This is a genomic window from Inquilinus limosus (genome assembly GCF_051487185.1).
In the GTDB taxonomy this organism is placed as follows: Bacteria; Pseudomonadota; Alphaproteobacteria; order DSM-16000; family Inquilinaceae; genus Inquilinus; species Inquilinus limosus_F.
Genome location: NZ_JAHVDK010000012.1, coordinates 153,021 through 165,053 on the forward strand (window position 1 = coordinate 153,021; position 12,033 = coordinate 165,053).

Below are 12,033 nucleotides of genomic sequence, written 5' to 3' on the forward strand. Positions count from 1 at the left end.
CTGCAAAACGAACCGTCATTAGTGTCTTTTTCCGGCAGGATCCGAGGTCGAAATTCTCGTTTTCCGAGCGGAATCCATCATGGCGGTCATCAATGGCGGCGCTGGCATCGACAATCTCGAGGGCATGGCGAGCAACGACACGATCAACGGGCTCGGCGGCAACGACACCCTCGCCGGGGCCGAGGGCCAGGACACCCTGAATGGCGGCGACGGAAACGATCGGCTGCGCGGCGGGCTCGGCGCGGACACGCTGAACGGCGGCGCCGGGATCGACACCGCCGATTACGGCGCCAGCGCCGCGGGGGTGACCGTCACGATCGGCGGTGCGGGCAGCGGCGGCGACGCCCAGGGCGACGTGGTGGCCGCCGATGTCGAGAACATCGAGGGATCGGCCTTCAACGACACGCTGACCGGCTCGGCTGCGGCCAACCGGCTCGTCGGCGGGGCAGGCAACAACATCCTCTATGGCCTCGGCGGCGACGACAGCCTGGTCGCCGGCGATGCGTCGGGGTCGGGCAACGACCTGCTCGACGGCGGCGCCGGCAACGACACCCTGGCCGCGGGCGGAGGCACGGACACACTGCGCGGCGGCGACGGGAACGATGTCCTCCAGGGCGGCGCCGGCGCGGACACGCTGAGCGGCGGCACCGGCATCGACCAGATCACCTATTTCTTCAGCTCCGCCGGCATCGCCATCAACCTGACCGCCCTGACCGCGTCGGGCGGCGACGCACAGGGCGACGTGATCGGCGCGGATATCGAGAACATCGAGGGCTCGAACGGCTTCGCCGACACGCTGATCGGCTCGGCCGGGGCGAATGTCGTGCTGGGCCGGGGCGGCGCCGATATCATCGACGGCCAGGGCGGCGATGACACGCTGGACGGGGGCGCGGGCGACGATCAGCTCCGCGGCGGCGCCGGCAACGATGTCCTCCATGGCGGGGTCAGCAGCCTGAACGGCAGCAGCGGCAACGATGTGCTCGACGGCGGCGCCGGGGCGGACACGCTGAACGGCGGCGCCGGGATCGACACCATCCGCTACTACGACGGCCCGGCCGGCGTCACTGTGGCCATCGGCGGGACCGGCGTCGGCGGCGACGCCCAAGGCGACACGATCGCCAATGATATCGAGAACATCCAGGGCACCAACGGGTTCAACGACGTCCTGACCGGATCGATCTTCGCCAATGTGCTGTCGGGCAATGGCGGCAACGACACGCTCAGTGGGCTGGATGGCAACGACACGCTCGATGGCGGCGCCGGCAACGACGTGCTCCAGGGCGGTGCCGGGGCGGATGCGCTGATCGGGGGCGCCGGCACCGATACGATCGCCTATGGTGGCACGGCCGGGGTGACCGTCGACCTGACCCAGCTCACCGCTGCCGGCGGCGAGGCCGAGGGCGACAGCATCGGCACCGATATCGAGAGCATCCGCGGCACCGGCCTCGGCGACAGCCTGACGGGGTCGGGCGCCGCCAATGGGCTCGCAGGCCAGGCCGGTGCCGACGTGCTGTCCGGCCTGGCCGGGAACGACACGCTCAACGGCGGCGACGGGGACGATTTCCTCACCGGCGGTGCCGGCGCCGACGTGCTGGCCGGCGGCGCCGGCATCGACACGATCAACTATGACGGCCCTGCGGGGGTAATGGTCAACCTGACGGCGCTGACCGCCTCCGGAGGCGACGCCCAGGGCGACGTGATCGGAGGCGACATCGAGAACATCGTGGGCACCGTCGGCTTCGGCGACGTCCTGACCGGCTCGGCCGTGGCCAATATCCTGTCCGGCTACGGCGGCGCCGATACGCTCGCCGGCATGGCCGGCAACGACACGCTCAATGGCATGGACGGCGACGACGCGCTCCGCGGCGGGGCGGGGGCGGACCGTCTCGACGGCGGCGCCGGCACCGACACCGCCAGCTACTTCGACAGCTCGGTCGGGATCTCGGTCAGCCTCGCTACCGGCGCTGTCGGCGGCGGTGATGCCCAGGGCGACGTCCTGGTCGGGATCGAGAACCTCTCCGGCAGCCAGGGCAATGACGGCCTGGCCGGGGACGCCGGCGCCAACACGCTGCAGGGCTGGAACGGCAACGACGCCCTCGTCGGCGGGGCCGGCAAGGACACTCTCACCGGCGGTGCCGGGGCCGATCGGTTCTACTTCATCGCTCTCGGCGACAGCGTGGTCGGTGCCGATGCCGATCGGGTCACCGATTTCAGCCACGCCCAAGCCGACCGCATCGACCTGAGCGCAATCGACGCCAACGCCGGCATCGCCGGCAACCAGGCCTTCAGCTTCATTGGCTCCGCTCTCTACACCGGCGTCGCCGGCCAGCTCCGCTACGCCGTGGTCAATGGCGTCACCACGATCGGCGGCGACGTCAACGGCGATAAGGTCACCGATTTCCACATCACCCTGACCGGCAGCATCGCCCTCGTGGCCGCCGATTTCGTGCTGTAGGTCCGCCGTCCAAGCATCAAGCGGCGGGGACGGGCTTGGCCATGTGCACGATGGTGAACTCGCCCCGCTGCTCCTGATGCGTCTCGCGATAGCCGCGGGCGGCGTAGAGGGCGCGGTTCTCCGACATCCGGATGTTGGTGTAGAGCCGGATCTCGGGCAGGCCGCGCCGTCGCGCCTCCTGCTCGGCGAAGTCCAGCAGCCGGCGGCCGAGGCCGCGGCCCTGATGGCTGGGGTCGACCGCGACATTGACGATCAGCAGGTGGTCGGGCTCGGGCTTCAGCTCGATCAGCGCGATGCAGCCATGGATGCCGTCGATCATCCAGATCTCGTGCTCGGCCAGGGCGCGGACATAGTCGGCGCGCATCGGCATCGGCTCGCGGCCGACGCTGATGATCCATTTCGCATAGGCGCGGCGCACCAGGGCGCGGATCGCCTCCGCCTCGTCGGGTTGGGCCCGGCGGATCTCGCCCCATGTCGAGCCGAACATGGGTGCTCTCCCGTCTTTCTCTGCACTGGCCGCATGCTATCGTCGGCGGCGCCGTTCCCTCAGTGAAATTTCGTGAAGGCCAGCCCCGCCATGGATCTCGTCCTGCGCAACGCCAACCTGCCCGATGGCCGCACCGGCATCGATGTCGGCATCGAGGGCGGCCGCATCGCCGCGGTCGAGCCGCATCTGGCCGCGGAGGCAGGACAGGAGATCGACGTCACCGGCCGGCTGGTGACGCCGCCCTTCGTCGACTCCCATTTCCATCTCGACGCCACGCTGTCGCTCGGCCTGCCGCGGATGAACCGCTCCGGCACGCTGCTCGAAGGCATCGCGCTGTGGGGCGAGCTGAAGCCGCAGCTGACGCAGGAGGCGGTGATCGCCCGCGCCATGGCCTATTGCGATCTTGCCGTGGCGCAGGGGCTGCTGGCGATCCGCAGCCATGTCGATGTCTGCGACGACCGGCTGCTGGCGGTCGAGGCGCTGCTCGAGGTCAAGCGCCGCGTCGCGCCCTATCTCGACCTGCAGCTCGTCGCCTTCCCGCAGGACGGGCTCTACCGCTCCGCCACTGCCGAGCGGAACCTGCTGCGCGCGCTCGACCTCGGCGTCGACGTGGTCGGCGGCATCCCGCATTTCGAGCGCACGATGGCGGACGGCGCCGCCTCGGTGCGCCGGCTGTGCGAGATCGCGGCGGAGCGGGGGCTGCCGGTCGACCTGCATTGCGACGAGAGCGATGACCCCATGTCCCGCCACATCGAGACGCTGGCGGCGGAGACCCATCGCCTCGGCCTCGGAGGCCGGGTGACGGGGTCGCACCTGACCTCGATGCATTCGATGGACAACTACTATGTCTCGAAGCTGATCCCGCTGATGCGCGAGGCCGGCGTCGCCGCGATCGCCAATCCGCTGATCAACATCACCCTGCAGGGCCGGCACGACACCTATCCGAAGCGCCGTGGCATGACCCGGGTGTCGGAGCTGATGGCGGCCGGCATCACCGTCGCTCTCGGCCAGGACTGCGTCATGGACCCCTGGTACTCGATGGGTTCGGCCGACATGCTGGAGGTGGCCCATATGGCGGTGCATGTCGGGCAGATGACCTCGCTCGACGCCATCGGCCGGTGCTTCGCCGCTGTGACCACCGAGGCGGCGAAGATCCTGGAGCTTGACGGCTACGGCCTGGCGCCGGGCTGCCGGGCTGACCTGGTGGTGCTGCAGGCCGCCGACCCGTTCGAGGCGGTGCGGCTGAAGACCACCCGCCTCCTGGTCCTGCGCGCCGGCCGCATCGTCGCCCGGACGCCGGAGCGGGTGACGGCGCTGGACCTGCCGGGCCGCCCAGCCAGCGTCGCCCCGACCTTCACGCCGGGGTCGATCGCCTGAGGCTTCGATCGGGGCTGTGCCGATCGTCGCGGAAGTGTCATCCTGATGCCTGAAGGCGCCCGCGTGATCGGGCAATGCGCCCGGTCGGCACGGCGGGCCCGTGCAGAAGGGAGGATGCGCATGCCGCAGGAACGCCCTGCCCCCAGATACAGAAGCGCGGCCCTGGTCGGGCCGTATTCGAGCGGCAAGACCACGCTGCTGGAAGCGCTGCTGCACAGCGCCGGCGCGATCCCGCGCAAGGGCAGCGTGGCCCAGGGCAACACCGTGGGCGACGCCTCGCCCGAGTCCCGCGCCCGGCAGATGACGATCGAGCCGAACATCGCATCCTGCCGCTATCTGGACGAGGACTGGACTCTGATCGACTGCTCCGGCTCGGTCGAGCTGGCGCAGGACGCCCTGGCCGCGCTGATGGTCGCCGACATCGCCGTGGTGGTGGCCGAGGCCGATCCCGACCGCGCCGTGATCCTGGCGCCGCTGCTGCGCTTCCTCGACGAGCACGAGATCCCGCACATCCTGTTCATCAACAAGATGGACCGGTCCGGCATCCGCATGCGCGACCTGCTGGCGTCCCTGCAGCAGGTCTCGTCCCGGCCGCTGCTGTTGCGCGAGGTGCCGATCCGCGAGGCCGACAGCGTCTCCGGCTATGTCGACCTAGTCAGCGGCCGCGCCTACAAATGGCGCGAGAACCAATCCTCCGACCTGATCGAGGCGCCTGGCGACATCAGGCCGCGCCAGGAGGAGGCGCGCCAGAGCTTGCTCGAATCCCTGGCCGATTTTGACGACGCCCTCCTGGAGCAGCTGCTGGAGGACAAGATCCCGGCGCCGCAGGAGATCTATGCCCAGCTCACCCGCGACCTGCAGCAGGACCTGATTGTGCCGGTGTTCTTCGGCTCGGCCGAGCACGGCAATGGCGTCACCCGACTGTGGAAGGCGCTGCGCCACGAGGCGCCGTCGCATGAGGCGGCGGCGACACGGCTCGGCTACGACGCCCAGGGCGGATTCGCCGCCACCGTGTTCAAGACCCAGCACCAGCCGCATACCGGCAAGCTCAGCCTGGTGCGGCTGTGGAGCGGCCGGCTGGCCGACAACAGCAATCTCGGCAGCCGCCGGATCTCCGGCCTCTACCGGCTGAAGGGCGGCGAGAGCCAGAAGCTGGCCGAGGTCGGCCCGGGCGAGATCGTCGGCATCGCCCGGCTCGACGACGTCGCCACCGGCCAGACCTTGCGCGCCGACGGCACCACCGAGGCGACTTGGAACTGGCCGAAGCCGGCGGATCCGGTGCATGCCGTCGCCCTGGCCCTGTCGGACCGCAAGGACGACGTCAAGCTCACCACCTCGCTCGCCAAGATCTGCGAGGAGGATACGGCCCTGTCGGTGCAGCATGTCGAAGCCACCGGCGAGCTGGTGCTGGCCGGGCAGGGCGACATCCAGCTGCAGATTGCGGTCGAGCGGCTGAAGAGCCGCTTCAACGTCGCGGTGACCACGGTGCCGACGCGCACTGCCTATCGCGAGACGATCCGGCGGCCGACCAAGCAGCACTCCCGGTTCAAGCGCCAGACCGGCGGCCACGGCCAGTTCGCCGACATCCATGTCGAGATCCGGCCGCTGCCGCGCGGCGGCGGCTTCGCCTTCGAGAACAAGGTGGTCGGCGGCGCCGTGCCGAAGAACTATATCCCGGCGGTGGAGGCGGGGGCGCGCGAGGCCCTGAACCGCGGCCCGCTGGGCTTCCCGGTGGTCGACATCGCCGTGGCCCTGGTCGACGGCCAGCACCATTCGGTCGACAGCTCCGACCAGGCCTTCCGCACGGTGGCGCAGATGGCGATGGCCGAGGGGCTGGCGAATTGCGACCCGGTGCTGCTGGAGCCGATCCAGGCGGTCACCATCGCGGTGCCGTCGGAATACACCGCCAAAGTCCATGCCATTGTCTCGAGCCGGCGCGGCCAGATCCTCGGCATGACCGCGCGCGAGGGCTGGACCGGCTGGGACCTGATCGAATGCCAGATGCCGGAAGCGGAGATGCACGGCCTGGCGGTCGAGCTGCGATCGGTCACGCTCGGCGTCGGCAGCTTTACCTCCCGCTTCGACCATCTGCAGGAGCTGATGGGCCGCATCGCCGAGCAGGTGGTGGAGGAGCGCCGGCGCGCCTTGGCGGCATAGCCGCTTCGTAAGCCCATCGATCGCCCGTCGCGGCTCTTGGCAGCGGCGGGCGGCCCGGCCTATGACGGCACACGCATCGCGAGAATCCGGGGGAGCGCGGGAATGCTGAGCCTGAGGCGGGTGGAGCCGGGAGATTCCGACCGGCTGTTCACCTGGCGGAGCCTGCCGCATGTTGCGGTCCACCAGTACAGCGACCACGTCATCACGCGGCCGGAGCACGACGCCTGGTTCGCCCGCGCCATGGCCGATCCGCGCCGGGTCTACTGGATCATCCTCGACGACGGCGAGCCGATCGGCCTCGCCAACCTGGTCGATATCGACCAGCAGAACAGCAAATGCTCCTGGGCCTTCTATCTCGGCGCCAGTGATCTGCGCGGCAAAGGCATCGGCAGCTGGGTCGAGCTCAGGGTGCTGGATCACGTCTTCCTCGAGCTGAAGCTGAACAAGCTGTGCTGCGAAGTGCTGGCCAGCAACCCCGGCGTCGTCCGCATGCACAAGCGCTTCGGCTTCAAGGAGGAGGGGCTGCTGCGCCAGCATGTGCGCAAGCAGGGCCAGTTCCTGGACGCCTACGTGCTGGGCCTGCTGCGCGACGAGTACCTGCCGCAGCGCGACGCCCTGGTCGCCATGCTGCGCGAGCGCGGGGTCCAGACCGAATAGGCAGGCACTTGGCAGCGGCGGTCCGGGTGCCGACATGTCGTTGGGGTTCCCAGCTCGACGGGTGACGGCCCTGCACAGGATTTCCCTCCGACCGCTCCTCGCCAGCCTGCTCGTCCTGCTTCTGGCCGCCACGGCCCTGGCGCAGCAGCCGGAAGGCGACGCCGGCCGCTCGGCCTCTTCCGGCCGCGTGCTGGCGCTGCTGCCGGCCGATTCGGTCACCAGGCACACTCTGTCCGTCGGCGGCCGGACGCTGGCCTACACTGCCACCGCCGGGACCATCTCGCTGTTCGACCCGAATGGCGAGCGTTCAGCCGCGGTCTTCTACACCGCCTATGTCCTGGACGATGCTCCCGCCGGGACCCGTCCGGTGACCTTCGCATTCAACGGCGGGCCCGGCGCGGCCTCGGCCTATCTGCAGCTCGGACTGGCGGGACCGCAGGCGGTGTCGTCCGACTTCCCGCGGACTCCCGCCAGGGCGCGCCTGCGCGACAATCCCGACACTTGGCTGGCCTTCACCGACCTGGTCTTCATCGATCCGGTGGGGACCGGATGGAGCCGCGCCGTCAAGCCAGACAAGTCGGACGACTTCTGGGGCGAGCGCGCCGACGCCCAATCGCTTGCCAAGGTCATCGCCCTCTATCTGGCGCAGAGCCGGCGCAACACCTCGCCGAAATTCCTGCTCGGGGAAAGCTATGGCGGTTTCCGCAGCGTGAAGGTGGCGCGCGCGCTGCAGCGCGACCAGGGTGTCATGGTCAACGGCATCGTCATGGTCTCGCCCTTCATGGAGGGCCCGCTGCAATTCGGGGCCGACCGGCTCGCGCTCGTCGCCGCGCTGCGGCTGCCCTCGCTCGCCGCGGCCGAACTCGATCGCCGCGGCGCCTTCACGCCCGAGGCGCTCGCTGCGGCCGAGCGTTTCGCCTTGACCGACTATCTGACGACCCTGGCCGGGCGGCCGCCCGAAGGCGAGGCGGCCGATGCCTTCCATGCCCGGGTGGCTGCGATCATCGGGCGGCCGGCCGACGTGGTCGCCCGCTCGCGCGGCTTCATCGGCAACGCCATTCTCGAGCAGGCCGGCGAGGATGGGGCGGAGATCGCCAGCCCCTACGACGCCGCCTTTCTCGCGCCCGATCCGTTCCCCGGCTCTCCGGACGACGGTCCCGACCCCGTGCTCGACGGCTACACCCAGGCCCTGGGCGGGCTGTTCGTCGGCTACGCGCAGAATGCGCTCGGCTTCAGGACGGTGCTGACCTTCAACCTGCTCAACCGACAGGTCGCCCGGGATTGGAAGTGGGAGGCCCGCGGCGGCATCGCCCAGGCCAGCATCGAGCAGGATCTGCGCGAGCTGCTGGCGCTCAATCCGGATCTCGACGTGCTGGTCGCCCATGGCCGCAGCGACATCGTCACGCCCTATTCCGTCAGCCGCTACGTGATCGACCATCTGCCGCCCGCGGGGCCGGCGGGGCGCGTGACGTTCCGGCTCTACAAGGGCGGGCACATGTTCTATTTCGACTCCTCCGCCCGCGCCGCCTTCACCGCCGATGCGGCTGCCTTCTACCGCTCGCAGGCGTCGCCCTAAAGACCCGTCACCGCCGGCAGCACGTGGCGCTCCAGCACCATCCGGGCCAGCTCGTTCTGCAGGTCGGGCCGGTCGTAGAGGCCGGCGGTGATCACCACCAGCAGCTCCGCGGATGGCACCAGGAACAGCCGCTGCCCGCCCCAGCCGATGCCGGCGATCCAGCCGATCTCCCGGCCATCCACCAAGGACCGGCCCAGCCACCAATGGAAGCCGTGGGAGAACCGGTCGTCGACGGCGATCTGCGGCGTGGTCGCCTGCTCGATCCATTCCGCGGAGACGATCTGCCTGCCCTGCCAGGCGCCACGATCGAGCACCAGCTGGCCGATCCTGGCGATGTCGCGCGGCCGCAGTCGCAGGCCGGAGGCGGCGATCGGGTCGCCGTTCGGGTAGCGCACCCATTCGGCATCGGCAATGCCGAGCGGCGCGAACAGCACCTCCTGCGCCAGCACGTCCAGCGATCGGCCGGACACCTGCTTCAGCACCGCGGACAGCAACGCCGTCGCCCCGCCGCTATAGGTGAAGCGCTCGCCCGGCGCGGCGGCGAAGGGCTGCTCCAGCACGTAGCGATACGGGTCCGGCGCGTCCGACATCAGCCGCTCGCTGTTGCGCGGATCGCTGTAGGGCAGTTCCTCGCTCCAGGCCAGCCCGCTCGACATGGTCAGCAGGTGGCGCAGGGTGATGCGGTCCGTCTCTGGCGAGCGCAGATCGGCGTATTGCGGCAGCAGCGACAGCACCGGTGCGTCGATGTCCTTGATCCAGCCAGTGTCGACGGCGATGCCGACCAGCAGCGCGGTGACGCTCTTGGTGATCGAGCGCAGGTCGTGCCGGGTCTCGGCGTCGTGCGGGATGCGCCCCAGCGGTTGGCCCCAGATCTGGTCCTCGCCGGCGAAGTACCGCTCATAGACCAGACGGCCGTGCCGCGCGACCAGCACGGCATGGGCGTTGCCCTCGGTCCAGGCCGCGAGCGTCGGGCCGAGGGCGCAGAGCGTTGCCGGTTCGAAGCCCTCGCCCGCGGGCGCGGCAACGGCCCAGCCATCGTCCAGCACCGCCGGCGCACGACACTCGGGCAGCGTATCGGCGACCGAGGCGGCGCCGGGGGAGGCGAGGAGGGCGAGGAGGGGCAGGGCTCGACGCAGCGGCATGGTCGTCTCCGTCTCTTCACGGGCGGAAGGCCCGCCGCCGATCCCTAGCAGGGACACCGGAGCGCCACTGTACCGGGATTGCTCGGCCTTCGATTCACCTCCGGCTGGCCACGGCTTCGCCGCAGAGCGGGAGGGATCATGCGGCGCTGGATGTCTCGGGGGAGGGATCATGCGCGTTCTTTGGAGAATTCTGCCGGCCGGGCTGCTTTTGGCGCTGGCCGCCTGCATCTCGTCCCGGCCGGCGCCGCCGCCGTCGGTGGCCGAGACGCCGATGGTGCGGCAGGAGACGCTGGCTCCAAGTGCGGATCGTCTGATGGCTCCGTGGAGCGAGCCGGCGCCGACGAGCCGGCTCGGTACGCGATGGGGGGAGACGATCGCGTCCTCGATCCGTTTCGTCCATCTGGACCGCTTGTGGTCCAGCCCCGAAGGCAGAGTGACGATCCGCTACGAGGGCGGTCGCCCGGCCGGGACATCCGGCGCCGCATTCCGCAGGCTGCCTGTCGCTTATGGCTGGATCGAATGGGCGGTGCTCGACGCCCAGGGCCGGTCGATGCCCGTGACGCCCGCCGCCAACGGCGAGTTCCGGCTTCGCGGCCGATCCGGCGACCTGTACCGGCTTGCCTTCAGCAATCGCAGCCGGCAGACGGTCGAGATCGTGGCCACGGTGGATGGGCTCGACGTGCTGAGCGGCCGGTCGGGCAGCATCGCCAACCGCGGCTATGTGGTCCGTCCCGGCGACATGCTGGTGATCGAGGGTTTCCGCAAGAGCGAGGATGCGGTCGCGGCCTTCCGCTTCTCCGCGTCGGGCGAGGCTTATGCCGCCAATACGCTGCAGGGCGATCCGCGCAACATCGGCGTCATCGGCATGGCGGTGTTCACCCTCGACGATCCGGCCAATGACGTGGTGGCTGCCGAAGCGCAGCCGTTCCCGGCCGACGCGCCGCGCGACCCGCGCTTCGCACCGCCGCCGGTGCGGTAGGCCCTTGCGGTCGCTCTCATGGTCGGGATAATTTCTCGATCATGAGAAGCGAGATGATCAACGATCTGGAGCCGGTGGACGCTCGTCTGGCCGCCCGCCTGGCGGCGCTGCGGGCGGAGCAGGGGTGGTCGCTCGACGTCCTGGCCGAGCGCAGCGGCATCAGCCGGGCGACGCTGTCGCGGATGGAGCGCGGCGAGACAAGCCCGACCGCCTCGCTGCTCGGCCGGCTCTGCACCGCCTATGGCCGCACCATGTCCGGCTTGATCGCCGAGGTCGAGACCGACCCGCCGCAGCATCTGCGCCGGGCCGAGCAGCCGGGCTGGACCGATCCCGAGAGCGGCTTCCGCCGCCGCAGCGTGTCGCCGCCGGCCACGGGCTTCCGCGGCGAGCTGGTGGAAGGCACGCTGCCTGCCGGCGCGGTGGTGGCCTATGACGGGCCACCGATCCAGGGGCTGGAGCAGCATGTCTGGATGCTGGACGGGGTGCTGGAGCTGACCGTCGACGGCACCAGCCACCGGCTGGAGCCGGGCGACTGCCTGCGCTTCCGCCTGTTCGGCCCGACCCGCTTCGCCTGCCCCGGGCCGCGCCCGGCCCACTACGTCATCGCCGTCTGCAAGCCGTGAGCGCCGTCATGCCCGATACCTCCATTCCATCCCCGGTCACCCTGATGGAGGTCGAGGCCGACGGTCTCGCCGAACATCTCGACGACCTCGCGGAGGTGCTGCAGGCCTGCGTGCTGGACGGCGCCAGCGTCGGCTTCGTGCTGCCCTTCACGGTCGCGGCGGCGCGGGATTTCTGGCGGGGGCTGGAACCCGCGTTCCGCAGCGGCGCCCGGCGCCTGATCGTGGCGCGGCTGGATGGCCGCACGGTCGGCACCGTGCAGCTCGTGCTCGGCATGCCGGCCAACGGGATCCACCGTGCCGAGATCGCCAAGCTGCTGGTGCATCCGGCGGCGCGGCGCCGCGGCATCGCCCGCATGCTGATGCTCGCGGCCGAGGACCTGGCGCGCCGCCACGGCCGCAGCTTGCTGCTGCTCGACACCCGGCGCGGCGATAACGGCGAGAAGCTGTATGAAAGCCTAGGCTTCCGCCTGTTCGGCATCGTCCCCGGCCACGCCCGCTCCCCCGCCGGCATGCTGGAGGACACCAGCTACATGCTGAAACAGCTCGGGGCGTAGACCGGGTTCGCACAAGGCGAACCCGG

General features: G+C 70.2%; 10 protein-coding genes. 8 read left to right on the top strand and 2 right to left on the bottom strand.

Annotated features, from left to right (window positions below):
* Window positions 1-79: 79 nt before the first annotated feature.
* On the top strand, window positions 80-2,455 hold the full coding sequence (locus KXR53_RS15775; RefSeq protein WP_437376182.1) for a beta strand repeat-containing protein: 2,376 nt from the start codon (window positions 80-82) through the stop codon (window positions 2,453-2,455).
* 16 nt (window positions 2,456-2,471) lie between these two features.
* Here the strand turns inward: KXR53_RS15775 and KXR53_RS15780 are convergent, their stop codons facing one another.
* Window positions 2,472-2,942, bottom strand: coding sequence for a GNAT family N-acetyltransferase (locus KXR53_RS15780; protein WP_437376183.1), 471 nt, complete (start codon window positions 2,940-2,942; stop codon window positions 2,472-2,474).
* Between the two features lie 90 nt (window positions 2,943-3,032).
* On the opposite strand from KXR53_RS15780, the gene KXR53_RS15785 reads away from it, so the two are divergent.
* From KXR53_RS15785 to KXR53_RS15800, 4 genes are all read left to right on the top strand, one after another.
* Window positions 3,033-4,319, top strand: a complete 1,287-nt coding sequence (locus KXR53_RS15785; protein WP_437376238.1) for an amidohydrolase family protein — start codon at window positions 3,033-3,035, stop codon at window positions 4,317-4,319.
* 120 nt (window positions 4,320-4,439) lie between these two features.
* Window positions 4,440-6,476 carry an elongation factor G gene (locus KXR53_RS15790; protein ID WP_437376184.1) on the top strand — a complete coding sequence of 679 codons (2,037 nt, stop codon included), beginning with the start codon at window positions 4,440-4,442 and terminating at the stop codon, window positions 6,474-6,476.
* Between the two features lie 102 nt (window positions 6,477-6,578).
* Window positions 6,579-7,133, top strand: a complete 555-nt coding sequence (gene pseH, locus KXR53_RS15795; RefSeq protein WP_437376185.1) for a UDP-4-amino-4,6-dideoxy-N-acetyl-beta-L-altrosamine N-acetyltransferase — start codon at window positions 6,579-6,581, stop codon at window positions 7,131-7,133.
* Between the two features lie 34 nt (window positions 7,134-7,167).
* A complete protein-coding gene (locus KXR53_RS15800) occupies window positions 7,168-8,709 on the top strand; it encodes a S10 family peptidase (RefSeq protein WP_437376186.1) in 1,542 nt (513 codons plus the stop codon).
* Here KXR53_RS15800 and KXR53_RS15805 read toward each other — a convergent pair.
* Window positions 8,706-9,851 carry a serine hydrolase domain-containing protein gene (locus tag KXR53_RS15805; protein ID WP_437376187.1) on the bottom strand — a complete coding sequence of 382 codons (1,146 nt, stop codon included), beginning with the start codon at window positions 9,849-9,851 and terminating at the stop codon, window positions 8,706-8,708. The two genes, KXR53_RS15800 and KXR53_RS15805, sit on opposite strands and share 4 nt — an antisense overlap.
* Before the next feature lie 169 nt (window positions 9,852-10,020).
* Between KXR53_RS15805 and KXR53_RS15810 the strand changes: the two genes are divergently transcribed.
* From KXR53_RS15810 to KXR53_RS15820, 3 genes are read left to right on the top strand one after another with little or no spacing between them, the layout of a single operon-like run.
* A complete protein-coding gene (locus tag KXR53_RS15810) occupies window positions 10,021-10,830 on the top strand; it encodes a hypothetical protein (RefSeq protein ID WP_437376188.1) in 810 nt (269 codons plus the stop codon).
* A gap of 53 nt (window positions 10,831-10,883) precedes the next feature.
* A complete protein-coding gene (locus KXR53_RS15815; protein WP_437376189.1) occupies window positions 10,884-11,453 on the top strand; it encodes a helix-turn-helix domain-containing protein in 570 nt (189 codons plus the stop codon).
* An 8-nt stretch (window positions 11,454-11,461) separates the two neighbouring features.
* Window positions 11,462-12,007, top strand: coding sequence for an N-acetyltransferase family protein (locus KXR53_RS15820; protein ID WP_437376190.1), 546 nt, complete (start codon window positions 11,462-11,464; stop codon window positions 12,005-12,007).
* The last annotated feature ends 26 nt before the right edge of the window (window positions 12,008-12,033 follow it).